This is a genomic window from Nocardia vulneris (genome assembly GCF_001613425.1).
In the GTDB taxonomy this organism is placed as follows: domain Bacteria; phylum Actinomycetota; class Actinomycetes; order Mycobacteriales; family Mycobacteriaceae; genus Nocardia; species Nocardia vulneris.
In genome coordinates this window covers 495505-519231 of record NZ_BDCI01000017.1, presented here as the reverse complement: position 1 = coordinate 519231, position 23727 = coordinate 495505, and the positions used below count along the sequence as shown (strand labels likewise).

Annotated in this window: 24 protein-coding genes; 14 read left to right on the top strand and 10 right to left on the bottom strand. The window is 70.4% G+C overall.

Annotated features, from left to right (window positions below):
• Positions 1-17: 17 nt before the first annotated feature.
• The 6 genes from NVU01S_RS20075 (at position 18) to NVU01S_RS20050 (ending at position 2717) form a co-directional block, all read left to right on the top strand.
• A complete protein-coding gene (locus NVU01S_RS20075; RefSeq protein WP_043671001.1) occupies positions 18-515 on the top strand; it encodes an Asp23/Gls24 family envelope stress response protein in 498 nt (165 codons plus the stop codon).
• Positions 516-704, top strand: a complete 189-nt coding sequence (locus NVU01S_RS20070) for a hypothetical protein (RefSeq protein WP_014983598.1) — start codon at positions 516-518, stop codon at positions 702-704. It begins immediately after the preceding gene.
• Entirely contained in the window at positions 701-1033 is a 333-nt protein-coding gene (locus NVU01S_RS20065; protein WP_043670998.1) for an Asp23/Gls24 family envelope stress response protein, read from the top strand. Before NVU01S_RS20070 ends, NVU01S_RS20065 begins: the two co-directional genes overlap by 4 nt.
• The gene (locus tag NVU01S_RS20060; protein WP_043670995.1) at positions 1030-1569 is read left to right on the top strand and encodes a DUF6286 domain-containing protein; all 540 of its coding nucleotides are present in this window, start codon (positions 1030-1032) and stop codon (positions 1567-1569) included. The genes NVU01S_RS20065 and NVU01S_RS20060 overlap by 4 nt, the downstream gene beginning before the upstream one ends.
• Positions 1566-2141: a hypothetical protein gene (locus NVU01S_RS20055; protein ID WP_043670992.1), complete on the top strand. Its 576-nt coding sequence runs from the start codon at positions 1566-1568 to the stop codon at positions 2139-2141. Before NVU01S_RS20060 ends, NVU01S_RS20055 begins: the two co-directional genes overlap by 4 nt.
• 228 nt (positions 2142-2369) lie before the next feature.
• Positions 2370-2717, top strand: coding sequence for an STAS domain-containing protein (locus tag NVU01S_RS20050; RefSeq protein ID WP_052280629.1), 348 nt, complete (start codon positions 2370-2372; stop codon positions 2715-2717).
• A gap of 73 nt (positions 2718-2790) precedes the next feature.
• Here the strand turns inward: NVU01S_RS20050 and NVU01S_RS20045 are convergent, their stop codons facing one another.
• Genes NVU01S_RS20045 through NVU01S_RS20035 form a run of 3 tightly spaced genes read right to left on the bottom strand, consistent with a single transcriptional unit; the run spans position 2791 to position 6109 of the window.
• The gene (locus NVU01S_RS20045) at positions 2791-3234 is read right to left on the bottom strand and encodes a response regulator (protein ID WP_029896163.1); all 444 of its coding nucleotides are present in this window, start codon (positions 3232-3234) and stop codon (positions 2791-2793) included.
• Positions 3231-4823 (bottom strand): sensor histidine kinase, encoded by a 1593-nt coding sequence (locus NVU01S_RS20040; RefSeq protein ID WP_043670988.1) that lies wholly within the window; start codon positions 4821-4823, stop codon positions 3231-3233. Before NVU01S_RS20040 ends, NVU01S_RS20045 begins: the two co-directional genes overlap by 4 nt.
• Positions 4820-6109, bottom strand: a complete 1290-nt coding sequence (locus NVU01S_RS20035; protein WP_373864206.1) for a PP2C family protein-serine/threonine phosphatase — start codon at positions 6107-6109, stop codon at positions 4820-4822. The genes NVU01S_RS20040 and NVU01S_RS20035 overlap by 4 nt, the downstream gene beginning before the upstream one ends.
• Positions 6110-6371: 262 nt before the next feature.
• On the opposite strand from NVU01S_RS20035, the gene NVU01S_RS20030 reads away from it, so the two are divergent.
• From NVU01S_RS20030 to NVU01S_RS20020, 3 genes are read left to right on the top strand one after another with little or no spacing between them, the layout of a single operon-like run.
• Positions 6372-6869: a MarR family winged helix-turn-helix transcriptional regulator gene (locus NVU01S_RS20030; protein ID WP_014983606.1), complete on the top strand. Its 498-nt coding sequence runs from the start codon at positions 6372-6374 to the stop codon at positions 6867-6869.
• A gap of 7 nt (positions 6870-6876) precedes the next feature.
• The gene (locus tag NVU01S_RS20025) at positions 6877-9456 is read left to right on the top strand and encodes an MFS transporter (RefSeq protein WP_043670985.1); all 2580 of its coding nucleotides are present in this window, start codon (positions 6877-6879) and stop codon (positions 9454-9456) included.
• The gene (locus NVU01S_RS20020) at positions 9453-10274 is read left to right on the top strand and encodes a YceI family protein (RefSeq protein ID WP_043670983.1); all 822 of its coding nucleotides are present in this window, start codon (positions 9453-9455) and stop codon (positions 10272-10274) included. Before NVU01S_RS20025 ends, NVU01S_RS20020 begins: the two co-directional genes overlap by 4 nt.
• A gap of 50 nt (positions 10275-10324) precedes the next feature.
• Here NVU01S_RS20020 and NVU01S_RS20015 read toward each other — a convergent pair whose 3' ends face one another.
• From NVU01S_RS20015 to NVU01S_RS19985, 7 genes are all read right to left on the bottom strand, one after another.
• Complete coding sequence (locus NVU01S_RS20015) at positions 10325-10894, bottom strand: cytochrome P450 (RefSeq protein WP_043670980.1); 570 nt, start codon at positions 10892-10894, stop codon at positions 10325-10327.
• Positions 10895-10993: 99 nt separating this feature from the next.
• Positions 10994-11440 carry an SRPBCC family protein gene (locus tag NVU01S_RS20010; protein WP_043670977.1) on the bottom strand — a complete coding sequence of 149 codons (447 nt, stop codon included), beginning with the start codon at positions 11438-11440 and terminating at the stop codon, positions 10994-10996.
• Positions 11437-11832 (bottom strand): nuclear transport factor 2 family protein, encoded by a 396-nt coding sequence (locus NVU01S_RS20005; protein WP_043670975.1) that lies wholly within the window; start codon positions 11830-11832, stop codon positions 11437-11439. Before NVU01S_RS20005 ends, NVU01S_RS20010 begins: the two co-directional genes overlap by 4 nt.
• 75 nt (positions 11833-11907) lie before the next feature.
• The gene (locus tag NVU01S_RS20000) at positions 11908-14763 is read right to left on the bottom strand and encodes an ATP-binding protein (protein ID WP_167829387.1); all 2856 of its coding nucleotides are present in this window, start codon (positions 14761-14763) and stop codon (positions 11908-11910) included.
• A 40-nt stretch (positions 14764-14803) separates the two neighbouring features.
• A complete protein-coding gene (locus tag NVU01S_RS19995; protein WP_063775970.1) occupies positions 14804-16198 on the bottom strand; it encodes a hypothetical protein in 1395 nt (464 codons plus the stop codon).
• Between the two features lie 238 nt (positions 16199-16436).
• Positions 16437-17078 carry a hypothetical protein gene (locus NVU01S_RS19990; RefSeq protein WP_043670972.1) on the bottom strand — a complete coding sequence of 214 codons (642 nt, stop codon included), beginning with the start codon at positions 17076-17078 and terminating at the stop codon, positions 16437-16439.
• Positions 17079-17416: 338 nt separating this feature from the next.
• Positions 17417-18082, bottom strand: a complete 666-nt coding sequence (locus NVU01S_RS19985; RefSeq protein WP_043670970.1) for a class I SAM-dependent methyltransferase — start codon at positions 18080-18082, stop codon at positions 17417-17419.
• Between the two features lie 96 nt (positions 18083-18178).
• Between NVU01S_RS19985 and NVU01S_RS19980 the strand changes: the two genes are divergently transcribed.
• The 5 genes from NVU01S_RS19980 to NVU01S_RS19960 all read left to right on the top strand — a co-directional run bounded on the left by NVU01S_RS19980 (position 18179) and on the right by NVU01S_RS19960 (position 23727).
• Positions 18179-18967, top strand: coding sequence for a glutamate racemase (locus tag NVU01S_RS19980; protein WP_043670967.1), 789 nt, complete (start codon positions 18179-18181; stop codon positions 18965-18967).
• A gap of 61 nt (positions 18968-19028) precedes the next feature.
• Positions 19029-19976 (top strand): winged helix-turn-helix transcriptional regulator, encoded by a 948-nt coding sequence (locus NVU01S_RS19975; RefSeq protein ID WP_244467251.1) that lies wholly within the window; start codon positions 19029-19031, stop codon positions 19974-19976.
• A 79-nt stretch (positions 19977-20055) separates the two neighbouring features.
• Positions 20056-21516, top strand: a complete 1461-nt coding sequence (locus NVU01S_RS19970; RefSeq protein WP_043670964.1) for a carotenoid oxygenase family protein — start codon at positions 20056-20058, stop codon at positions 21514-21516.
• A gap of 29 nt (positions 21517-21545) precedes the next feature.
• Complete coding sequence (locus NVU01S_RS19965) at positions 21546-22538, top strand: LLM class F420-dependent oxidoreductase (RefSeq protein ID WP_043671137.1); 993 nt, start codon at positions 21546-21548, stop codon at positions 22536-22538.
• Entirely contained in the window at positions 22531-23727 is a 1197-nt protein-coding gene (locus NVU01S_RS19960) for a thiolase family protein (protein WP_043670961.1), read from the top strand. Before NVU01S_RS19965 ends, NVU01S_RS19960 begins: the two co-directional genes overlap by 8 nt.

Here is a 23727-nt window from a genome sequence, read left to right as displayed (position 1 = left end):
AATCAGGAGGAATTGGCATGACCGCGACGACGAGCACCGATAAGAACACCGAGAACAAGACGGCCGCGGACACCAAGAACCAGCCGAGCCGGACCGCCGCCGCGGCCGACAAGGACAGCAAGCTCGCCAGCGACCAGGGCACCACCACCATCGCCGATATCGTGGTGCAGAAGGTCGCGGGCCTGGCCGCGCGCGAAGTGCGCGGCGTACACGATCTCGGCGGTGGCGCCGCCCGCGCGTTCGGCGCGATCCGCGACCGGATCCCCGGCGCGTCGGCCAGTATCGGCCAGGGCGTCTCGGTGGAGGTCGGCGAGACGCAGGCGGCCGTCGATCTCGAGCTCGTCGTCGAATACGGGGTCGCCATCGCGGAATTGGCGCGCGCGGTGCGGCGCAACGTGATCACCGCGATCGAGCAGATGACCGGCCTGATCGTGGTCGAGGTGAACATCAACGTCAACGACGTGTTCATCCCCGGCGACGACGAGGAACCCGCGCCGAGCAGCCGGGTGCAGTAGATGAATGCCACAGCGATCTGCCTCGCGGTCGGTCTGGCGCTCGGATTCGCGGGTGCCTTCGGCGGATTCGGCGCGTTCACCATCGTCCTGCTGTTCGCCGTGCTCGGCCTGCTGATCGGCCGCTGGCTCGACGGTGAACTCGATCTGCCGGGCCTGTTGCAGTCGGCGCAGCGCAAGGGCAGGCGATGACCCTCGCGGTCGGTGCGGCGGAGGTGGAGTTGCCCGGCCGCACCACCGTCGCGCCCCGCGCGGTGCGCCGGATCGTCGCGCAGGCCGCCCGTGAGGTGGCCGGGGTAGGGCAGGACGTGCGGGTCGAGGCGGAGGTGTTCGCGGATCGGACCGCGCTCGATGTGCGGCTGCCGATCGCCTATCCGTCGCCGGTGGGCAAGGTGACCGAGGCCTGTCGCGGCCATCTGGCCCGCCGGACCCGCGAGTTGACCGGGCTCGCGGTCTCCGCGATCGATATCGAGGTGGCCGAGCTGACCACCGAAACCGGTGCGGGAAGGAGGGTTCGGTGATACGCAGGCCTCGTCGGGTGGGACCGGCCATCGTGGTCGCGGTGGTGCTGATCGCCGGGTGCGCGGCCGTGGCGGTCTCGCTGATCCAACGGCTGGTCGGCGCAAGGGAATTCGTTTCCTACGATACGGTCGCGACCGATCTGCACGGCCTGACCTGGAACGAACTGCCGGTGCTCGTCGCCGGCGCCGCGGCGGCGGTGCTCGGCTTCGTGCTGCTCGGCTTGGCGTTGTGGCCGGGGCGGCCCGCGGTCCTGCCGCTCGCCGACGAGGACGGACTCAGCGCGGGCGTGACCCGCGGCGGCCTGCGCACCGCGCTGCGCAGTGCCGCGGGCGCCGTGGACGGCGTCGACTCGGCGCGGATCCGGTTGCGGCGCAAGGGCGTACAGGTGTCCGCGCGAACCGATCGGACCGGCACCGACGCGCTGCCCGCAGCGATCTGCGCCACGCTCACCCGCCGGGTGCAGGAGATCGGGCCGCAACCGGTGCGCCGGGTGCGGGCCAAGGTACGGGGACCGAAGACAGGAGCGGCCCGATGAGCCGGATCAATCGTCCCGCCACGCTGAACCGCAGCGTGCTCGGGCTGGTCGGGGTGTTGTTGCTGGCGGCGGGCGGGCTCGCGGTGGCCGCACACTTCGGCCGGTTGCGCTGGGTTCGCTCGGACGACACCCTGGTGCCCGGCACCGCGGCCCCGCCGACCTGGGTGCTGTGGGCCGCGGTCGCGGCCGCCGTGCTGATCGGATTGCTGTGCCTGCGCTGGTTGCTGGCACAGGTGTTCCGGATGCCCAAGTCGGTCACCTGGCGCACCGGCGGCAGCGAGTGGCCCGGCACCACCGTGCTCGAATCCTCCGTCGCGGCCGCACCGGTGGCCACCGATGTCGAGAGCTACGAGGGCGTGCGCGCCGCCTCGGCCTGGCTCTCCGGTGACCGCACCGCGCCTGAGCTGCATCTGGTGGTGACCGCGGAGCCCAGCGCCGACATCGCCGAACTGCGTCGCCGAATTCTCGGGCACGCCGTCACCCGGCTGCGCGAGGCGCTCGAAGTGGAGATCATCCCCGTGACATTGGAGATCGACTTCGCCGAGGATCGCCGTCCCGCCCGCGTGCGCTGATCGATTGCCCCGGCTGTCCGGCCGCATTCGAGCCGGGCGCGGCGATCGGGTCCGTCCTACGGTAGTTTTACCCGATGGATCATCTCCGCACCGTGCTCGGCGGGCGGAGGGTCGACGCGTCGGAGGTAGCGAAGTGGCGATGCCAGGCAACCGGTTTGGTGTAGCGAGCTCGGATTCGAGCCGGGTGGAAACAGTGCTCGGCGGTTCTCGCATGCGCGCAGGTGCCCGATGAGTGCGGACGGTAAAGCCAGGGAACTGGAAGCGGTAGCGCGGTCGGTGGATTCGACCAGGGTGCTGTCCATCACCGGTGAGATCGATATGGCCTCGGCGCCGAGATTTCAGGCCGTGGTGGAGGAAGCGCTGCAGGGACAGCCGGCGGCGCTCGTGATCGATCTGTCCCAGGTGGAGTTCTTCGGCTCCGCCGGGCTGAGCGTGCTGCTGGTGGCCGCGGAGTCGGTGCCGCAGGGCAAGCTGCGGGTGGTGGCCTCGCCGCCGGTGCGCCGCCCGATCGAGGTCACCGGCCTGGACAAGCTGCTCAGCGTGTTCAACACCGTCGACGACGCCTTGGCCGCCTAGCCGAGGCAACCGGAAACATCGATACTGCTCGAGTCGCGCCGACCGCCCGGTCGGCGCGACTTCGAGTTCGGCCTCAGGACTGCCGGGGCAGCCGGACCACCTGGACGAAGAAATCGTCGATGTGTTTGATCGCGGCCACGAACTGGTCGAGATCGACCGGTTTGGTCACGTAGGCGTTGGCGTGCAGCTTGTAGCTGCGCAGAATGTCTTCCTCGGCCGCGGAGGTGGTCAGTACTACCACCGGGATGTGCGCGAGGTCCGGATCCGCCTTGATCCGCTCGAGCACTTGGCGGCCATCGTATTTGGGCAGATTCAGGTCGAGCAGGATCAGGTCCGGCAGTGGCGCGTCCGCGTGCTCGCCCTGCCGGTAGAGGAAGTCGAGCGCTTCTTGCCCGTCGTGGGCGACGTGCAGGGTGTTGCCGATCTTGTTGTCCTCGAACGCCTCCCTGGTCATCAATTCGTCGCCGGGATCATCCTCGATGAGCAGGATGTCGATGGGCTGGCCTGGGTCGGTCAAGACGGATCTCCTTGCGGGGTGGGTGCCGTGGGGGCGCTGAGGGTGAAGACGAAGCGGGTGCCGCCGGTGTATTCGGTGTCGAGCCAGATCTTGCCGCCGTGGTGTTCGACGATCTTCTTGCACAGGGCGAGCCCGATCCCGGTGCCGGTGTACTCCTCCCGGCTGTGCAACCGCTGGAAGATCACGAAAACTTTCTCCGCGAACTCGGGCGCGATGCCGATTCCGTTGTCGGACACCGAGAATCGCCAGCCACCTGCGTCCTCGTCCGGCTCGCAGCCGATCCGCACCACGGGTGCGCGCTCGACGTCGCGGAACTTGATCGCGTTGCCGATCAGGTTCTGCCACAGCATGGTCAGCAGCGTCGGGTCGCCGGTGATCTTGGGCAGTTCGGCGGGGCGTTCCAGCTTCAGGTCGGTGTCCTCGGCGGCGGACGACAGGTTGGCCAGCGCCTTGTCCATCGTCTGATCGAGATCGATCTGCACATTGCTGTCGATCACCCGGCCCACCCGGGAGAAGGTGAGCAGATCGTTGATCAGCACCTGCATCCGCTTCGCGCCGTCCACCGCGTAGGCGATGTATTGTCCTGCGCGCTCGTCGAGTTGGTCGCCGTAGCGCTTCTCCAGCAGCTGACAGAACGCGGCGACCTTGCGCAGCGGTTCCTGTAGATCGTGCGACGCGACGTAGGCGAACTGCTCCAGTTCCGCGTTCGAGCGGCGTAGTTCGGCGGTCTGCGCGTCGAGTTCGGCGGCCTGCCGTTCGAGTACGGCCTCCTGGTCGCGCGAGGATTCCAGTTCCGCGACGACACGGCGGCGCATGGCCTCCACCGCCGCCGCGACGGTGGTCAGGTCGGCCGGACCGTGCGCGCTGATGTGATGGTCGAAATCGCCGTCGGCCACCCGCTGCGAGGCGGCTTCCAGTTCGTCCAGCGGCTTGGCCACGAGCCGGCGCACCAGGATGGTCAGTACCACCGCGGCCACCAGGAAGGCGGCCACCATGCCGCCGAGCACGGTGTCGCGTACGTGCCGGGCCGTCGCCAATTCGTCGTCGTTGCGGTCGATTTCGGTGACGAGGTCGCCGGACTGGGTGGCGAAGCGCTGGCGCAGATCGTCGAACGCCTTCTTGCCGCGCTGCACCGGGACCTCGCCGACCGCGGTGGATCCTCGGGCCGCGACGCCGGTGATCAACGGCTCGGCGTAGTCGGTGCGCCATTCGTCGGCGGCCTGTTCCACCGCATCGAGGTCGGCCAGCAGCTGCGGGCGATCGGCGAGCAGTTCGCGAATGCGCGCCGCGGCCTTCGCCTCCTCCTGCTTACCGTCGAAATACGGTGTGAGGAACTGCGGATCGGCGCCGATGGCATAGCCGCGGATGCCGGTCTCCTGGTTCAGCAGCGCCCCCTGCAGCCGATAGGTCTCCGCCGCGGCGGGCTGTAGCCGATCGACCAGGCGATCGGAGTAGTGGTTGGTCTTCGAGAGCTGGACGGCGCCGACCCCGGTGCCGATGAGGACCAGCAGCACCATCAGCGCCAGCACCACGAGGAACCAACCCTGCACCGTCAGTCGCCCGGCCAGTGATCGAGCGGTTGTCGTCATCGATTGTCCTGGTTCGTGTCTCGGTGATTCCATTGCAGATACATGACCGCCACGTCGTCTTCGAGGCCGCCGTGCGCCTCCGCCAGTGCCTCGGCGCGGCCGATCAACTCGTCGACGAACACATCCGGTTCCGGGGCGGTCACCGTGCGCGCCAATGCGAGCAGGCCCTCCTCGCCGAGGCGATCCGAGCCCGCGCCGTTGTAGCCCTCGAACAGGCCGTCGGTGAACAGCATCAGACCACAGCCGAGCGGGAGGGTGAGTTCGTGGGTGCGCCAATCGGCGCGTCCGGGAAAGAAGCCGAGCGCGGGGCCGCCGGGCACCTCGACCCAGTCGACGCGGGTGTCGGCTCGCAGCAGCATCCCGGGATGTCCGGCCCGGGTGATCAGCACCCTGCGGTCGGACGGGCGCAGGATCAGGCTGGTCAGGGTCGCGAAGGTGTGGTTGCCGGTGCGTTCGGCCAGCAGCAGTTCCTCCAGCAGTTGCAGCTGCCGGACCCCGGAGACGTCGCTGAGCACCAGCGTGCGCCAGGCCAGCCGCAACGCCACCCCGGTCGCCGCCTCGTCGGGACCGTGGCCCGCGACGTCGCCGATCAGGGCGTGCACGGTGCCGTCGCTCTGCTGCACCACGTCGTAGAAATCGCCGCCCAGCAGCGCGTTGGCCCGGCCCGGCCGATAGCGCGCCACGACGTCGACCACGCGGTCGCCGCGCAGCAGCGGAGTCGGCAGCAGTCCGCGTTCGAGGCGCGAATTCTCCTGTGCCCGCATCTGACTGGTGCGCAGCGCGGCCGCCTGCCGTTCGGCTTGCTTGCGCTGGATCGCGTAACGCACTGCCCGGCTGAACAATTCGGGTTCGACCCGGCCTTTGACCAGATAGTCCTGGGCACCCGCGGCGACCGCGGCCAGGCCGATCTGCTCCTGGTCGAGTCCGGTGAGCACGATCACGGCGACCTGGTCGGTGTACTCGCGCACCGCGGCCAGCGCTTCGAGCCCCTGCGCGTCCGGCAGGTGCAGGTCGAGCAGCACGCAGTCGGGGAGTTCGGCGGCCAATTGCGTGCGCGCCTCGGCGGCCGAGCGCACCCAGCGCACCGGAAGTCCCGGTGCGCCATCCGCGATCAGCTCTTCGACCAGCAGTGCGTCGGCTTGATCGTCCTCGATCAGCAATACCGACAGTTCCGGCCAGTTCCAGACACCACGGTGCGGGAGGCGCTGTGAAACAGGAGTCGCATCGCGGTCCTTGCCGTCGCTACTGCCGAGAAGGCCTATCTGCCCGCTCTGCCCCGAGAGCATCGACACCGGTCTCCTTCCAAATCCGCGTTTACTGCACGGTTGTCGCGAACGACGAACGCGGAGTAGCCCAGCGTCGGCGGCACGCCTTTCGGCCCTGTACCGCGCAACGCGTCAACGTTACCGTCCCGGCGCGGTCGGCTTTGCACTACGGCCAGCACGGGGTGTCCCCCCGCCGAAAACCGGTTGCCGTCCAGCTGTATAGTTTGCAATAGCAACTAGTTGCAACAGTCAAGTAAGTCTGCTGGGATCAAAGGTGAAGCCCATGCCCGCTGCCGACGGACACCACCGTGTCACCGCGGCCGAACTCGAGATCGCCGATCAGGTCGGCGTCGAACTGGTTCGGTTCATGCGAGCGATCACCCGTGCCAAAGCGCGGATGGCCCAACCCGGTCCGGACGGGATCGAGCGCCTGGCCTACTCGGTGCTGTTCTGCCTCGTGCACGAGGGGCCGCAGCGCACCGGTAAGCTCGCCGAACTGTTGCACGCAGAGATCTCCACCATCAGTAGACAGAGCAGATCGCTTGTGGCACATGGCTTGGTCGAGCGCCGGGCCGACCCGATCGACGGCCGCGCCTGTGTGCTCGCGGCCACCGACGAGGGGGTGCGGGTGTTCGAGGTGAACCGTCAGCAGCGCAACCTTTGGCTGGCAGGCATTTTGGCCGATTGGCCTGCCGGGGACCGGACCACCCTGACCGATCTGCTCGCCCGGCTCAACGAAGGCATCGAGTCGACCCCACGAGAGACAGCCGACCAGAATTAGGGCGCAAATGACGAACTCCACCACCCAGGCAGCGCCGCCGGGCCTGGCAGCCGACGCGGCGACCGCCTTGTCGCACCGGCAGATCCTGACCATCCTGTCCGGGCTGATGCTCGGCATGTTCCTGTCCGCGCTCGACCAGAACATCGTGAGCGTCGCGATCGTGAAGATCGCCAACGATCTACACGGCTTCGACGAACAGGCATGGGCCACAACCGCATACCTGATCACCGCGACGATCACCACACCGCTGTACGGCAAGCTGGCCGATATCTACGGCCGCAAGCCGTTCTATCTCTTCGCGATCGGCCTGTTCATCATCGGCTCGATCGCGTGCACCTTCGCCACCTCGATGTATCAGCTGGCCGGCTTCCGCGCGTTCCAGGGACTCGGTGCGGGCGGCCTGATGTCGTTGGCGTTCACCATCATCGGCGATATCGTGCCCACTCGGGAGCGGGTGCGCTACCAGGGCTACTTCATGATGGTGTTCGGCACCGCCACCGTGCTCGGGCCGGTACTGGGCGGTTTCTTCTCCGACTACGAGACGCTGGCCGGCATCGACGGCTGGCGCTGGGTGTTCCTGGTGAACGTGCCGGTCGGCGTGCTCGCGCTCGCGGTGGTGGCGAAGGTGCTGAACGTGCCGCATCAACGCCAGGACCATCGGATCGACTGGTTCGGCGCGATCGCCCTGGCGATCTGTGTGGTGCCGCTGCTGATCGTCGCCGAGCAGGGCAGGCAGTGGGGCTGGGACTCGCAGAAGGCGTTGCTCTGCTACGGCATCGGCGCCGTCGGACTGCTGCTGTTCCTGATCGTCGAACTGCTGATGAAGGACGCGGCGTTGATTCCGCTGCGGCTGTTCCGCAGCTCCACCTTCAGCGTGACCATCGCGGGCGGTTTCATCGTCGGCATCGCCATGTTCGGCGCGATCACCATGGTGCCGCAGTACTTCCAGGTGGTGCGCGGTTTCTCGCCGACCAAGGCGGGTCTGCTCATGCTGCCGCTGGTGCTCGGCATCACGGTCGGCTCGCAGCTCGCGGGCCGGATCACCAAGCGCACCGGGCGCTACAAGATCCTGCCTGTCGCAGGCTGTTTCATCATCGCGGTCGGTTCGGCGCTGTACGGGCAGGTGCATTTCGACAGCCCGCTGTGGCAGCCGCTGGTGTACGGCGGGGTGATCGGGCTCGGTCTCGGCGGCTGCATGCAGACGCTGATCATCGCGGCGCAGAACGCCGGACCGCGATCGGACATGGGCGTGTCCACCGCCTCGGCGACGTTCTTCCGGCAGATGGGCGGCACCCTCGGCGTCGCGGTGTTCCTCACCATCCTGTTCAACCTCTTGCCGCACCGGATCATCGACGCGTTCGGCGGTCAGCTGCCGGCCGGATTCGGCCCCGACCAGCTCAGCGCCATGCAGAGCAACACCAGCGGTATCGCGGCACTGCCCGACGAGCTGCGGGTGCCGATCCTGACCGGCTTCACCAATGCCATGCACGGGGTGTTCCTGGTCGCCGCCGGGGTGGCGCTGCTCGCCTGCCTCGTGCTGATGTTCATGAAAGAGATTCCGCTGCAGGATGATCCGGTGCCCGCCACGCCGAAGGCGACCCCGCGGGTCGCGGCCTCGAGCTGGGACGAGGACCAGGTGTGGGAAGGCGCCGCGCAGGCGCTGTCCGAGCCCGAACCGGTGCTCGCCGGAGCGGTGGGCAGGCATGCCTCACCGGAACACAACGGCAACGGTGCATACCAGTTCGCCACGGCCACAGCGGGTGCGGCGACCACCGTGCTCGACGCCGCGGACGGCTATGCGGCGCACGGGGAACGGTCGATCGCCGGATACGTCCGCCGGGAAGACGGGCACCCGGTACCCGGCGCGGCCTTGACCCTGATCGATCAGCGCGGGCATCAGGTGTCGCGGGCAGGCGGCGACGCCGACGGCCACTATGTGATCGGTGCGCCGGAAGGCGGCAGCTTCGTGCTGATCGTCTCGGCGCCCGGGCATCAACCGGCGGCCGTCACCGTGTCGATCGGGCAGCAGCCGCAGGAAATAGACCTCACGCTGCTCGGTTCCGGCGAGCTGTCCGGGGTGGTGCGGTCGGCCGGTCGCGGGACGCCGCTGCCCGGCGCCACCATCACGCTGACCGACCTCGGCGGCGAGGTGGTCGGTGCGGCGGTGACCGTGGCCGACGGCTCGTACGTCTGCCATGGGATCGTCTCGGGCACCTACACTTTGGTCGCGGTCGCCGAGCACATGCGGCCGAGCGCCACCACGCTCACCGTGCCCGACACCGGATTGCTGCGCCACGACATCGAATTGGCGCCGATGGCGGTGCTGGCCGGGGCCGCATGGGCCGAAGACGGCCGGGTGGTGCCGGACGCGCAGATCAGCGTGCTGGACGCGACCGGCGATCTGACCGCGACAGCGCGCACCGACGAGAACGGCCGCTACGTCGTCACCGATCTGCCGGAGGGCCGCTACACCATCGTCGCGCGCGGCTATCCGCCGGTCACCAGCCAGGTCACCGTCGCGGGCGGCGAGGTCAACCACGACGTGAAACTCGGCTACCAGCTCGATGATTCGCCGGAACAGCGATGAGCGCCGGGATCGGTTTGACCGCGCGGATCCGCACCAGTGAGGGCTGGCCGGTGCCGGATGCCGTCCTGACCGTGACGGATCTGAGCGGGCGGCAGGTCGCGCGCGCGGTGGCCGACGCGACCGGGGCGGTGGCGACCGAGCCGCTGCCCCCGGGCACGCTGACCGCGGTGCTGACCGCCGTCGGCTACCAGCCCGTCGCGCGCACCGCGCAGATCTCCGCCGCGGGTGCGGGGCGGCTCGGTGATGTCGCGCTGCAACCGACCGTGGGCAACGTCGCGGTGCCGCCGCCCGGGGTGTGGACGATCGATCCGGTGCACTCCACCGTGATCGCCACCGCCCGCCACCTCGGCATCGCCAGTATCAAGGCGCGGTTCGCCGGGGTGCGCGGCCGGCTCGTCGTCGCGGAACCGTTCGAGCAGACCACCGGCCATGCCGAGATCGAGGCCGCGTCCATCGACACCGGTATCACGCAGCGCGACGATCACCTGCGCTCGGCTGAATTCCTCGACACCGCAATGTATCCGACGATCGCCTTCACCAGTGGGGCGCTGCGCCGCACCGGTCCCGACACCTGGGTCATGTCCGGTGAACTGTCCCTGCACGGCCAGCGCCGCTCGGTGGATCTCGACCTCACCTACGGTGGTTTCGGTCCCGACCCGTGGGGTGGTGTCCGCGCCGCCTTCCATGCCGAAACCCTCTTGCACCGCAACGATTTCGCGATCGACTACAACGCAGTGGTGCGGGCCGGCATCGCCGCCGTCGGCACCACCGTCCAACTGGCGCTCGACATCGAGGTCGTCCAGGAGCCGACCCACTAGCGACCTACGCGTACCCGGATACGTGCTAACGGCAAGTGGGCGTGCGGAGTTCACTCGGAGAAGTAGATTCCGCTGTCCCGGGGCGGGCCGGTGGTGGCGTAGCGGACCCGGCTGCTGTGCGGGTGGACGCGGCGCCAGTGCGGGAAGCGCTGGACGAGGACGGCCACGGCGAGGATGCCGGTGAGCCGGGCCAGCGGCTCGCCGACGCATTTCCGTTTGCCGACGCCGAAGGGGTGGCCGCCGGGCCCGAGAGCGAGAAACAGTTGGTCGCCGGGACGCAGCTGCCTGCCGCCCAGCGTGGTGTCGACGGCGACGTGGCGGAAGATGAGCGGGAACGACGGCCGCCGCCAGATCCGCGGATCGTCCACCGCGAACAAACCCTCGTCCCCGGTGGCCTTGCGGATGATCCGGTAGATCGGCCCGCCCTTGTCGAAATCGCCCGCGCCCGTGCGCAATACCTGATCGACGAGTGTCCCGTCGGCGACCAGCCAGGCCCGTCCCGGCATCGGCACCCGGACCCGCATGATCCCGCCCCGCCGCCGCGCCCGCGCGATGAGCGCCGACGGCCAGTCCCGATCGGCGACCGCTCGTCGCCCGCCTATCTCGCTCGGCACGACCATGATGCTCCTAGACGTGACCCGACCGATCTCAGGCTAACCCCGCCGGCGCCGCACGGAAGCACCTGCGGGTTTCCGCGCCCCAACCGATACCCGGCATGGTCATACGTGACCCGACTCCGCCAACGCACGGAGCGCGGCGAGATCGCGAATCAGGTTGCGCCGCAGCATATACGCGAGCAGCGGGCCGACGGCCCGCTCGAGCCCGTGCGGGGTGAGGCGCAGCTCGAGGCGGACCAGGCAACGGCCGGGGGCTGTCGCGCGCACCGTGCGCGCTCCTGCCGCGTCGGCGCCGGAATCGGTCCGCCAGGTGAAGCGGACCCCCGGCTCGACGGTGCCGACCTCACCGAGATTGCGCCAGGTCCGGCCCGCGAACCGGAGTTCCTCGACGGTGCGGGTGCCCGGTGCGGCGAGCCCGGGCGGCGCTGCGGTCATCGTCACCACGCCGGTACGCCACGCGCTGTCGTTGGCATAGTCGGCGACGAGTTCCCAGACGTGCGCGGCGGGCCGGTCGATTGTCGTCTCCGCGGTCAGCTCATAGGTTTTCATCGGCGCGCCGCCAGTGCGGTCAGCATGGCCGGGGTGTCGAGGTAGGCGTCGTAGTTGACGACCAGGCCGTTGCGTAGACGCCAGATGTGCACTTCGGGGACGTCGAAGGGGGCACCGCCGGGCATCGTCGTCCCCGTGGTGCGGCCGATCTGGACGATGTCGGGGCCGGCCGCGAACAGGTGCTCGGAAAGCACCGTGCTGTCGATGTGCGAGAGCAGCGTGGTGAAGAACCGCACCGCGCCCGCGTGCCCGCGGTAGCAGCCGCCCCAGGGCAGTTCCGCGGCCTGATTGATCTCGATGTCGGGATCGAACAGGCGCGCGATGACGCCGAAGTCACGGGTTTCGAAGGCCTGATACACCTGCGCGATGAGCTCGAGGTTGGTAGGTGGCATGGTTGCGTCCCTTGGTCGCGATGACTGGAGCGACCCGCGTGCCGGCCGCTGCCGCCACTGTCACGCCGAGGTGTTTCAATCCCGCTTCACCGGGTCGGCGGTGTGGATCAGCGCCATCATCTGCGCCCAGGTCAGCTGCCTGCCCGCCGCCTCGGCGCGGCGCAGGTCGGCCGCGGACAGCGAGCGATCCATGCGCTCGAGCAGCCCGGGATCGGCGAACTGCAGATAGCGGCGCGGATCGGCGCCGACCCGGGCCGAATGATGCAGCGCCGCGGCCCGCAGCTGCACCGCGACCTGCGGGGAGGCCAGCACCCGCAAGCCGTGCGCCCCGGCATGGACGGCGCCGAGGGCGTCGGCGATATTCGATTGCTCGGTGAACGCGGCCAGCGCCCGGTCGATGGCGGCGATCGCCTCCGCGGCCGCGTCGGCATCGTCCGCGGCTGCCAGCAGCGTCCAGGCCAGCACCACATCGGCCATGCCTTGGCACCACAGATGACCGCATTCGGCGCTCAGCTCACGCGCGGCCCGCAACCACCCGATCCCCTCGCTGTGCTTACCTTCCAGCAGCAGCACGATCCCTTCGCCGAACTGTGCGCACCCGCGGATCCAATCCGGTGTCGGCAGGCGGTCCACCTCGGCGGTGAGCCGGTCCATGGTGGCCCTGGTCGCCGTCAGGTCGTCGAGCGCGGTCTGCGCGAGTCCCCGGAACATCAGCATGTGCAGCAACAACTCTCGCTCGCCGCCGGCCGCGTCGAGCAGGGCCGCCGCGGCGTCCGCGTTGGCCAGCGCGTCGCGGGGATCGCCCGCGTGGAAGGACACGATCGACAGCGCGAGCAAGCCACGCACCCGGTCCGCCGCGGTCGCGTCCGTGGCGGCGGCGAGCGATTTCCGGATGAGGTTGCGGCCGTCCACCAGCAGACCGAGCGAGCTCCAGGCGAACTGCAAGGCGGCCGTGGTCCGCAAGGCCGCCACCGGTTCTCGCGCGAGGTCGTGTTCGATACCGGCGCGGATATTGGGCAACTCCGCGGCCAGCGCGCGATAGGCCGGGCCCGCACCGTGCCCGGTGAGCACCGCGGTCTGTGCGGCGACGAATTCGCGCACCCACACGGCGTGCGCTGTCCGGGTGGCCGCCGGATCGGGATCGTGATCCCGGCAGTAGCGGCGCATGGTCTCCAGCAGCCGGTAGCGCGGCCCGCCGGGGCCGAGATCGGCGGTGACGACCGAGCGGTCGAGCAGTGCCGCGAGGGTGGCGAGCACGCCCGCCTCGGTCTCGCCCGGACGCACGGCCTCGGCGGCCTGCCACGTGAATCCACCCTCGAAAGGCCACAGCCGCAACAGCATTGCCCGATCGGCGGCCGACAGATGATCGACACTCCAGCCGATCGCGGCCTCGAGACCCGTATGCCGCGAGAGCGATCCGCGCGGGGTCGCGCCGAGCACGTCCAGCCGATCGTGGATGTGGGCGGCGATGCCGTGCAATCCCAGGGTGCGTTCCCGGGCGGCCGCCAGCTCGATCGCCAGGGGCAGACCGTCGACCGTCGTGCAGATCTCGCGGGCGGCCGCCAGATCGGCGTCGCCGGGCGACCAGTCGGGGCGCGCGGCCCGGACGCGGTCGAGCAGCAGGCGCACCGCGGGACCGTCCGTGCCGTCCGCGGCCCGGATCGCCAGCGGCTCGAGCGTCAGCACCTGTTCGCCGTCGATGCCGAGCGACTGCCTGCTGGTCGCCAGCACCCGCAGTTCCGGACAGCTGTCGAGCAACTGGAGGGTGAGCGCGGCGACCGGCTCGATCAGGTGCTCGCAGTTGTCCAGCACGAGCAGGCCGGGTTGCAAGGTCAACGCCCGGCGCACCAGCGCGGCGGGATCGCCGGCGAGGTGAACCAGGCCCAGCGCGGTGGCGATGGCGAGCACCACGGCGTCCGGGTCGTGCACGTCGCCGAGCCGCACCAGCCACCGATCCGCGGTCGAATCGGTTGTGGCGCAATACTCTACGGCCAGCCGCGTCTTGCCGATCCCCGCCGCGCCGACCAGGCTGACCAGCCGTCCGGCGGCGACCAGCGCACCGATGCGCCGCAACTCGTCCTGCCGTCCGACGAACGACGAGAGCGGCCGCCCGATCACCTGGCGCACCGGCCGCTCCGGGGCGCTGGCCTGCACCGCGGGCGGCTGCGGTGGCGTCGCGAGCAGCAGCCCCGGCTCCTGGTCGAGCATGCGGCGCTCCAACGCACGCAGCTCCGGTCCCGGTTCGACGCCGAGTTCCTCGATCAGCAATTCCCGGACCCGGCGCAGTTCGGCCAGCGCCTGCGCTTGGCGGCCACTGCGATACAGGCCCAGGGCGAGCAACTCCCAGCGCCGCTCCCGGAAAGGTGCGGCGGTGACCGCCTCGATGAGATCGGCCACCGCCGCGGCGGTCTGCCCACCGGCCAGGCGGGCCGCCTGCAACTCCTCGACCGCGCCGTCGCGCAGCTCCGTCAGCCGCGCGCGCTCGGCCGAAAGTATCGGTGCGTCATCCAATTCGAGCCAGGGCAGGCCCCGCCACAGCTCGAGCGCCGCGGCGAAGCAGCGCGCCGCGCCGTCGGCGTCCACGGCGGCGAGCAGACGCATGCCGTTGGCGATCAGCTCGGTGAACCGGCTGAGGTCGGTCCACTCCGGCCGCATCGCGAGTTGATAGCCGAAAGCCGTGCGCGGTAGGCACTCTCGATGCTCGGGGCCGAGCACCGTGCGCAGCCGGGAGGCGAGCACCCGCATCGTCGCGACGGCCTGCTGCGGCTGGTCGGCACCCCACACCAGCTCGGCGAGCACGTCGTCGGGGACCGGTGTGCCGATGCTGGTCGCCAGCGCCGCGAAAAATCGCCGCGGCACCCGGCCACCCACGTCCACGACCCGGCCGTCCACCTCGACCACGATCGGGCCGAGCACCCGAACAAACAGCACGTCCAGAGCGTAGCCGCCGCGCCGGGTGCCCGGACACGGGTTATCCGGTCCCGGGCGTCGCCGAGTTCGCGCGGAAATCCAGCAGGTCCTGCCGGAGCCGGGCATCGGGTTCACGGGCGGCGGCCGCGGCGATCCAGTCGGCGGTGTCGGCTGGGCGAGCGTGCGGCGGCCAGGATCGCAAGGTGAGCAGCGCGGCCCGGCGACAGCGGCTCACGCGATTGGTCAGGGCGGTCGAGACCAGCTGCGGACCTTTGCCGGGGTGGTCGCGCAACTCCCGGACGATGATCTCCAACGCCAGATCCGTTTCGTACTCCGGGGTGAGCCCGAGGGATTCGGTCGGTCCGGACGCCGGCTCGGCAAGGGGCAGGACGTCCTCGGCGAGTTCGAGCAGCGCGTCGATGGTGTCGTCCCCGGCCCGGCGCATGGCCCACTGCCAGACGAAGACGTTGTCGCGGTGGGTACGCAGATGGGCGATCGCGTACGGCAGCGCCGCCAGCCCCAGCCGCCCCGCACAGGAGAGCGCGGTCCGGAACGTGCCCGGCGGCTGTTGCGTAACCAGCAGCTCCGTGACGAGCTCGCGCCAGCGCGGCTGCGCCAGCAAGGCCGAGTAGCGCGCCGCGAGGCGGCCGGGTTCGCCTTCGGGCCAAGCGAATTCGCCACGGCGCACCAGGTCGTCGAGCATGAGCGCCGCATCCAGCCGGCCGATGGTGGGCGCGGCGTGGACGAGGAGTTCGGCGAAACGGTGCATGGCCGGTACGGCATCGTCGTAGTCGTGGATGTCCTGGGCCGGTCCACCGAGCGCGAGGGCGCGCAGGATATCCGCCGCGCCGTCGAGCAGGGCGTCGTCGACCTCCGGTTCGAGCAACGCCTCGTTGAGGCCGCCGGTGGTGGCGGCGAGGTGTGCGAGGTACTCGTACATCACGTCGTTGCGGAAGCCCTCGCGCAGCAGCCAGGCCTGCACCTCGGGGTCGCGGCAGCCGGCGAGGCGTTCCACCGCGTGGATCCGGCCCCAGCCGGAAAGCTGTTGCGCCAGTGCGAAAACCGCGCGCTGTGGGTCGGGCTGGGTGTTCATGAGGGCGACGACGGCGAAGAGCGCGAACTCCTCCAGCGTGCCGAGCAGCTGGAGCAGTTCGGCGTCGCGTTCGTCGCCGCTGACGCCGAGCAGCACGATGCCCAGTTTCGCGACTTCCCGGCGGGTGGCCTGCTCGGTGACCAATCGTGCTGCCGTGCGCAGCTTTTCACGCGAGATATCGCGGGAACGCAGCTCCCGCACCAGGTCGTCGGCCACCCGCACGGCCTGTTCCTCGGCGAGCAATTCCAGCAGCCGGGCCGAATCGTGCAGGTGGCCGAGAATCCGATCGGCCAGCTCGGCGACCGGTGGCGCTTCGGCGACGAGATGGTGCGTCACCACGCCGTCGAAGACCACACTCGGCATGGCGAATCCGTGCGAACCGCGGGGTTTTTCGTCTGGTAGCGGATGTCCGTCGTCCGGCCAGGGGCCGGGGCCGTGCAGTGCGGCGAGTGATAGCGCGTGGGCCACGAAGGTGGCCTCGCGGGGGCTCATCGGCCCGGGCGCAGCACGCCCTTTCCATCGGAGATCATGGGGACGAGGATGACATCTCGTCCCGCGCTCCGCAAGGCATGCGCTGAAACATACTGTGCGCCAAGCGGTTTCAAACCTCTCGGCGGAGCAGATCGGTGAGTGATCGAGGCGTCCACGCCAGATCCGCGCCGGGACGCGTGGCGAGATAGGTCGCGGTGGCTTCGACCGACCACCCGTGCGCCTCGATCAGGCCGGCGGCGAGGTGGCGCAGGTAGGTCGGCGCGGGTGCGTTGCCGGGGAGCGCGTCGTGCCGCCACGGCGCGGTGCACGTGAGAATCGGGTGGCCCTCGAATGTTCCTGCGTACGAAAGGGTTTCATAGCGTCCCGGACCCAGTGGATCCCGGCCGCGGCGGATCGCCGTGGTCAGATCCAGGTCGGTGCCGGGTGTCCGGTACATCTCCTGGGCGGCGATATCGGAGAACTGGGCGGCGGTGAGCAGGTAGGCCCGGACAGCGGTCTCGCCCGGCCCGTCCGGGTCGTAGAAGGCGCGCCCGCCGGTCCACACCAGCGATTCGGTGGCGAAATACAGCAGCCCGGGCAGCATCATCGGCAGCGACCGCGCGGGCTCGGCGGCGTCGCGGCACCCCGGCACGGCCCGCAGCCCGCCCGCCGGCGTGCCGCCGCGCAGATAGCACCGCAGCCTGCTCAGGTGCATGTTCGATCCGTAGGCCGCGTACCAGACCCACCCCGGTGCCGCGCCGTTCGCCGTCACCGCACCATTGTGCCGCCGCTGCCTGCCGCCTGCAGCCTGCCGCCTGCTGCCTGCTGCCTGCTGCCTGCCGCCAGCCGTGCCGCGGGCCGCCCGCCCCGCGAGTCGTCGCCTCGGGCCGTTTCGTCAGTCGTCGCTGCGGGCCGCCAGCCGCCAGCCGCTTCGTCAGTCGTTGCCGCGGGCCCCCAGCCGGCAGCCGTTGCCGCGGGCCGCTCCGTCAGTCGTCGCCGGGGCCGCCCGCCCTGCCTGTCGCTGTCGCGGGCGGCTCGCCCTGCCTGTCGTTGCCGCGGGCCGCCCGCGCCGCCTGTCGTCGCCGCGGGCCTGTCGCCGCGGCCGCTGCGTCAGTCGCGCCGGAACACCGCACGCCATCGGACGAAATCCGGCCGCCCGGCGGGCGCCACCTGCTCGACCTTCACCGAGCGCAGGCCGGCACCGGCGAAGGCGTCGATCTCGGCGCGGGTGAGCGGCCAGGGCGGACCGTCCACCACTTCGTCGTCGGCCCGGATTCCGGCGATCACCAGCAGATCACCGCCGGGCGCCACCATCGCCGCGACGTTCGCGGTCGCCGCGGCGCGCACCGACACCGGCATCGACTGCACCGTGATCGATTCGACGACCAGGTCGAACGCGCCCGCCCAGGCCGCGGGCGGCGTTAGCAGGTCGGCCACCGCGTAGTCCACCTGCGACGCCGGAAATCGTTCGCGCGCAGTCTTTATCGCGGTGGCGGAGATATCGAAGGCGGTGGTCCGGAAACCGAGCCCGGCCAGGTGTTCGGCGTCGCGGCCCAATCCGCAGCCGACCACCAGGGCCCGCATCCCGCCGTCGGCCCGCTCGTGCCGCTCCAGCCAGTCGACCAGCAGCGCGTTCGGGTCCGCCGCGTCCCACGGCACGATCGCGGCACCGTCCGCGGCCGCGACGTACAGCTGCTCGAACCAGCCCGTCGGGTCGTCCTGCGCCAGCGAGGCCGCGGCCAGCCGTTTCGTATCCACATCACGAGAATCGGTCACCCGGCGAGTCTCTCAGTCGCCCCCGCGCGCCGCACGGTGAGTCTCGCCGCACCGGCCGGTCGCGGCGTACGACCCGGCACCGGGCATGATCGGCGCATGACCGCACTGCACAGGCCGATCGCCGTCTTCGACGCCGGGCTCGGCAGCTATTCGGCGGTGGCTCTGCTGCATCAGCGGCTGCCCGACCGCGACATCGTCTACCTCGCCGACCGGGCCAGCTTTCCCTACGGCGCGAAGGACCGGGCGGAGCTGCTCGCGGTGGTCGACCGGGCGGTGCGCTTCCTCGGCACCTACGACCCGAGCGCCATCCTGCTGGCCTCCAACGCCCCCTCGGTGACCATCCTCGACGAGCTGCGCAGTACGGTGCCGATCTTCGGTGTGCGCCCGCCGGTGCGCGCGGCGCTGGCGGCGGGCGGTGCGGTCGCGGTGCTCGGCGTGCGTTCGCTGGTGCAGAGCGCCGAGCTCGCGGAATTCCTTCGCGCGGAAGCGGGTCCGGCATTGTCGCGGGTGCATGCGGTGAACGCGTCGGCGCTGGTCGAGTTGGTGGAGAGCGGCGACTTCCTGTTCCGGCGCGAGCACACCGCGACGGTGATCGGCGCGTTCCTGGACGAGTTGCTCGCCGCGCACCCCGGGATCGAGGCGATCACCCTCTCCAGCACGCACCTGCCGTGGTTGCGCGACTACTTCGAGCGCGCACGGCCCGAGCTGCGCCTGTTCGATCCGATCGAGGGCGTGGTGGATCGCATCCGCCCGCTCACCACCCCGGGCGCCGGTACCGTGCGCGGCCTGGTCACCGAGAGTGCGCAGTATCCGGCCGAGGAGTTCCGGGCCATGCTCGCGCGTTTGGCGATCGAACTCGAGCTGGAGTCGGTCGTCATTCCCTGAGCCCGGAGCGCATCGACTACAGTTAACGAAGTGCACCTCGGCGACCGGGAAGGGAATGCAGATGGCTGTGGACCCGAGCGAGGCGGCATCGCCCGCCGTGCATCCCGTCGCTGCCACCTTCGACCTGCTCGGCGACCGGTTGACGCTGACCGTCCTGCGTCACGCCTTCGTCGACCACACCCGCCGTTTCAACCAGTGGATCGAACACACCGGTGCGGCGCCCGCGGTGCTCACCGCGCGGCTCGGCGCGCTCGTCGACGCCGGTGTGTTCGTGCGCGAGCCGCAGCCGGGCGCGCCGGACCGGTTCGACTACCTGCTGACCGACCTCGGCCTGGCGACCTGGGAGATCCTGGTCTCGGTGTGGGGCTGGCAGCGCGAATGGACCGCCGCGGGGGCGCTGCATCCCGAGCTGGTGCACGACGAGTGCGGGCATCGCGGGCCGCCGGTATTGCTGTGCCGCGGCTGCGGGCACACGGTGAGCGCGCGTGACACCGAGGTGACACTCGGTGACGATGCGCTGTGGCGCTTCACTTCCAGCGGCCGTCGCCGCGGGCGCGCGCCGCTGCCGGACCGGCCGGATATGCGGTTCGACGAGGTGATGGTCGCCATCGGGGACCGCTGGAGTGCCACGGTGACCGGTCTCGCGCTCGCCGGTGTGCGGCGGTTCGGCGATTTCCGCGCGGCCATGAACATGTCGCCGACCACCTTGACCGAGCGTTTGTCGCGGCTGTGCGCAGCCGAGATCCTGCGCCGATCCGGCGACGGGAGCGGCCGCGAGTACCGGCTGACACCGCGTGGCCGGGCGCTGTTCCCGGTCTTCGCCTTCCTGCTCGCCTGGTCGGAGTCGGCGCATCCCGGCGCGGCCGAACCGGGGCTGCGGATCCGGCATCGCGGGTGCGGTGCGCGGCTGCGTCCCGCGCTGCGCTGCCGCGGCTGCGACGCCACGCTCACGCGCACCGATGTGCGCTTCGAGCCGGTGCCGCCGCCGGTGCTCGACCTCTTCGCGTGAGGCAGGCCCCAGCCGCTCTTGACACCTGACGATGAGACGCGTATCACTTCAATAACTGTAGTGAAGGGATACGCGCCTCATGACGCTGAACGAAGAACTCATCGCACCGGCGGCCCAGGCGCTGACCAATCCCTATCTCGAGGGGCCGTACGCGCCCACCGCGGACGAGATCACCGCGACCGAGCTCACGGTCCTGCACGGCGAACTCCCGGCCGACCTCGACGGCGTGTACGTGCGCAACGGGCCCAACCCGCAATTCGCGCCGCTCGGCCGCTACCACTGGTTCGACGGCGACGGCATGCTGCACGCGGTGCATTTCGAGCACGGCAGGGCCACCTACCGCAACCGCTACATCCGCACCGGCGAGTTCGAGGCCGAGCGGGCGGCGGGAACGGCGTTGTGGCGGGGCGTGATCGAGCCATGGGACGACAACCCGCCCGGCGATCGCCGCGAACGCAATTCCGCCAACACCGATGTGGTCTTCCATCACGGCAACCTGCTGTCGCTCTGGTACCGCGCCGGCAAACCCTATGCGCTGGACCCGATCAGCCTCGAGACCCGCGGCGCCGACACCTTCGGCGGCACGCTGCCCGGTGAGGTCTCCGCACACGCGAAAGTCGATGAGCGCACTGAAGAATTCATCTTCTTCGACTACGGCATCCACGCGCCGTACCTGCGCTACGGCGTCGCCGATCCGTCCGGTGTGGTCACCCATTACACCGGACTGGAGCTGCCGGGCCCACGGCTGCCGCATGACATGGCGATCACCGAAAACTATTCGATCCTCATGGATTTGCCGCTCTACAACGATCCCCGGGCCGCCGCGGCGGGGCGGTTCAAACTCTTCTTCGATCGCACGCTGCCGAGCCGCTTCGCGGTGCTGCCCCGGCGCGGCGACGGGGCGCGGGCGCGGTGGTTCGAGGCCGCGCCGGGCTACATCTATCACACGGTCAACGCATGGGAGGAGGGCGAGGAAATCGTCCTGGTGGTCTGCCGCGTGTCGAAGCCGAGCCCCGTCTCCGACCGGGCGAACCCGCTGGCCCAGTTGCTCGCGTACCTGCGTCCCGAGGCGAAACTGCATCGCTACCGGTTCGATCTGCGCACCGGCGCCACCGTCGAAGAGCCGATGGACGACGTCAACACCGAGTTCCCGGCCATCGAGCAGGGCCGCACCGGTCAGCGCGGCCGCTGGTCGTATCAGATGCGGCTCTCGGTGGACCGCACCATGCTGTTCGACGCCGTCATCAAGTACGACGTACGCACCGGCGCCAAGCAGACCCAGCCGTTCGGCGACGGGTGCTTCGGCAGCGAACTCACCGTGGTGCCCCGGGCGGGCGCCGTCGACGAGGACGACGCCTGGCTGACGATGTTCGCGTTCAACAGCCATACCCGGCTGTCCGAGGTATGGATCTACCACGCCGCCGATCTCGCCGCCGGTCCGGTGTGCCGCCTGGGCCTGCCGGTCCGGGTGCCGTTGGGTTTCCATGCCACATGGGTCAGTGGCGAGCGTATGCGTGCGGCCGCACAGCCGGTCGAGTGAGCGCGGTGCGCTCCGAGGCGGGTGCGGCGATGAGCGCGCCTGATCGCCCGGAATTGAGTGTGAGCCTGCCGTATTGGCAGGATCGGGATCCGCTGGACGCACTCGCCGTCGCCGCGGCCGCCGAACATCTCGGCTTCGACCGGTTGTGGGTCGGGGAGATGGCGACGTTCGACGCGTTCGCGCTGGCCACCGCGATCGGCCGTGCGTCGGGCCGGATGCCGCTGTGCATCGGACCGCTCGCCGTCGACGTGCGCACCCCCGCGACGATCGCCATGGGTGTCGCGAGCGTGGCCGCGCTCACCGGCCGTGTGGTCGACGTCGCCATCGGCAGTTCCAGCACTGTCGTGGTGCGCGGCTGGCACGGCCGGGAAAGACGGGGCACCGCAATGCATCTGGCGGAGTCGGCGCAGATCCTGCGCGGCCTGCTCGCGGGAAAGAAGGTCGACTTCACCGGCACGGTCGAGCGCACGTCGGGATACCGGCTGCGCCTGGGCGCACCGTCCTCGTCGATCACCGTCGCCGCCTTCGGACCCCGCGCACTGGCCGCCGCGGCCCGCACCGCCGACCGGGTCGTACTGAATCTCGTGACACCGGAACAGGTCTCGCGCTGCGCCGAATCCGTGCAGGCCGCCGCGCGCCGGGCGGGCCTGCCCGATCCGGCGATCTCGGTGTGGGTCACCGCCGCCGCGGATCCGTCCGCGGACATCCTCGCCACCGTCCGCCGCGGTGTCGTGGGCTACCTGCGCGCACCCGGCTACGACGCGATGTTCGCCGAAGCGGGTTTCGGCGATCTGGTCCGGCTCGCGCACACCGGTGCGCACCCCCGCGACGTGTTCGCGGCCGTCCCGGACGAATTACCGGCCGCCGTGGGCATCTTCGGCGACGAGACCGCACTGCACCACCGTGTCGCCGCCTATCGCGCCGCGGGCGCGGACGAAATCGTCATCGTTCCCGCCACGTCGGCGGCAGACCCCGCCGCCCAGCACACGCTGGCCACCCTCGCAAGGATCGACCATGCCTGACACACCGTCCGGCGCTTATATTTACGACGCTGTCCGCCTGCCGCGCGGTCGGGTGCGCAAAGGCGGGGGCACGCTCGCGGAGGTGCCGCCCTATGAGCTGTTCGGTCAGCTGTTGAGCGCACTCGAAAGCCGTTCGCTGCCACCGGATTCCGTGGACGACATCGTGGTCGGGATCAGCACGGTGCTGGGGGAGCAGGGTGGCGACCTCGCGCGGGCCGCCGCGCTGTGGGCGGGTTGGCCGGACCGCGTGCCCGGCGGGGTGGTGTCGCGGCTGTGCTGCTCCGGGCTGGACGCGGTCGAGACGGCCGCCGCCCGCGTGGCCGCCGGGTACGCGGACCTCATCGTCGCGGGTGGTGTCGAATCGATGTCCCGGGTGCCGATGCTCACGGACCGGCCCGCCATCGCCACCGATGCCGACCTCGGGGAGCGCACGGGCTTCGTGACGATCGGCGTCTCGGCCGATCTCACCGCGGCCGCCGCGGGCATCACCCGCACCGAACTCGACGAGTACGCGGTGTCGTCGCATCAACGTGCGACGGCCGCAACAACTTCCGGATCGGTGGTGCCGGTACGCAAAGGCGGGACGGTGTTGCTCGCCGCCGACGAGGGCGCGCGGGCCGACGCGAGTACCGCGGCCTTCGCGGCACTGCCCACTCTGTTCGGCGATGATCCGGCGTGGCAGCGGGTGGCGCGCCGCCTGCCCGGCGCGCCACGTCCGGCCGACGGCCTGCACACGATCGCGACCGCGCCGCAGCTGGCCGACGGCGCGTCCGCGCTGGTCCTCGGCAGCAGGCGGGCGGAGCAACGGCTCGGCAGCCCGCCGCGCGCCCAGATCGTCGGCAGCGCGCAGACGGCCGTGCGTTCGCCGCTGCTCACCGCGCCGAGCACCGCCGCCCGGCTGGCGCTCGACCGGGCCGGGCTCGCCGCCGCTGATCTCGACGTGCTCGAGATCAGCGAATCCTTCGCTGTCACACCGATTCTGCTCACCCGGGAGCTAGGCGTGGATCCGGCCCGGGTCAATCCGGCCGGTGGCGCCCTCGCGGTCGGGCATCCGCTCGGCGCGACGGGCGGCAACCTGATCGTCCAAGCGCTCGACGCGCTCACTCGTACGGGTGGCGAACACGCACTCGTCGCCATTCCCGCCGCACTGGGGCTCGGCTCCGCGCTGGTGCTGCGGCTTCTCCGCTGA

Excerpts from the sequence above, each read along its gene's own strand:
- NVU01S_RS20075 (WP_043671001.1), top strand. The coding sequence starts at position 18 with ATGACCGCGACGACGAGCACCGATAAGAACACCGAGAACAAGACGGCC.
- NVU01S_RS20070 (WP_014983598.1), top strand. The coding sequence starts at position 516 with ATGAATGCCACAGCGATCTGCCTCGCGGTCGGTCTGGCGCTCGGATTC.
- NVU01S_RS20065 (WP_043670998.1), top strand. The coding sequence starts at position 701 with ATGACCCTCGCGGTCGGTGCGGCGGAGGTGGAGTTGCCCGGCCGCACC.
- NVU01S_RS20055 (WP_043670992.1), top strand. The coding sequence starts at position 1,566 with ATGAGCCGGATCAATCGTCCCGCCACGCTGAACCGCAGCGTGCTCGGG.
- NVU01S_RS20050 (WP_052280629.1), top strand. The coding sequence starts at position 2,370 with ATGAGTGCGGACGGTAAAGCCAGGGAACTGGAAGCGGTAGCGCGGTCG.
- NVU01S_RS20040 (WP_043670988.1), bottom strand. The coding sequence starts at position 4,823 with ATGACGACAACCGCTCGATCACTGGCCGGGCGACTGACGGTGCAGGGT.
- NVU01S_RS20035 (WP_373864206.1), bottom strand. The coding sequence starts at position 6,109 with ATGCTCTCGGGGCAGAGCGGGCAGATAGGCCTTCTCGGCAGTAGCGAC.
- NVU01S_RS20030 (WP_014983606.1), top strand. The coding sequence starts at position 6,372 with ATGCCCGCTGCCGACGGACACCACCGTGTCACCGCGGCCGAACTCGAG.
- NVU01S_RS20025 (WP_043670985.1), top strand. The coding sequence starts at position 6,877 with ATGACGAACTCCACCACCCAGGCAGCGCCGCCGGGCCTGGCAGCCGAC.
- NVU01S_RS20020 (WP_043670983.1), top strand. The coding sequence starts at position 9,453 with ATGAGCGCCGGGATCGGTTTGACCGCGCGGATCCGCACCAGTGAGGGC.
- NVU01S_RS20015 (WP_043670980.1), bottom strand. The coding sequence starts at position 10,894 with ATGGTCGTGCCGAGCGAGATAGGCGGGCGACGAGCGGTCGCCGATCGG.
- NVU01S_RS20010 (WP_043670977.1), bottom strand. The coding sequence starts at position 11,440 with ATGAAAACCTATGAGCTGACCGCGGAGACGACAATCGACCGGCCCGCC.
- NVU01S_RS20005 (WP_043670975.1), bottom strand. The coding sequence starts at position 11,832 with ATGCCACCTACCAACCTCGAGCTCATCGCGCAGGTGTATCAGGCCTTC.
- NVU01S_RS19995 (WP_063775970.1), bottom strand. The coding sequence starts at position 16,198 with ATGCCGAGTGTGGTCTTCGACGGCGTGGTGACGCACCATCTCGTCGCC.
- NVU01S_RS19980 (WP_043670967.1), top strand. The coding sequence starts at position 18,179 with ATGACCGCACTGCACAGGCCGATCGCCGTCTTCGACGCCGGGCTCGGC.
- NVU01S_RS19975 (WP_244467251.1), top strand. The coding sequence starts at position 19,029 with ATGGCTGTGGACCCGAGCGAGGCGGCATCGCCCGCCGTGCATCCCGTC.
- NVU01S_RS19970 (WP_043670964.1), top strand. The coding sequence starts at position 20,056 with ATGACGCTGAACGAAGAACTCATCGCACCGGCGGCCCAGGCGCTGACC.
- NVU01S_RS19965 (WP_043671137.1), top strand. The coding sequence starts at position 21,546 with ATGAGCGCGCCTGATCGCCCGGAATTGAGTGTGAGCCTGCCGTATTGG.
- NVU01S_RS19960 (WP_043670961.1), top strand. The coding sequence starts at position 22,531 with ATGCCTGACACACCGTCCGGCGCTTATATTTACGACGCTGTCCGCCTG.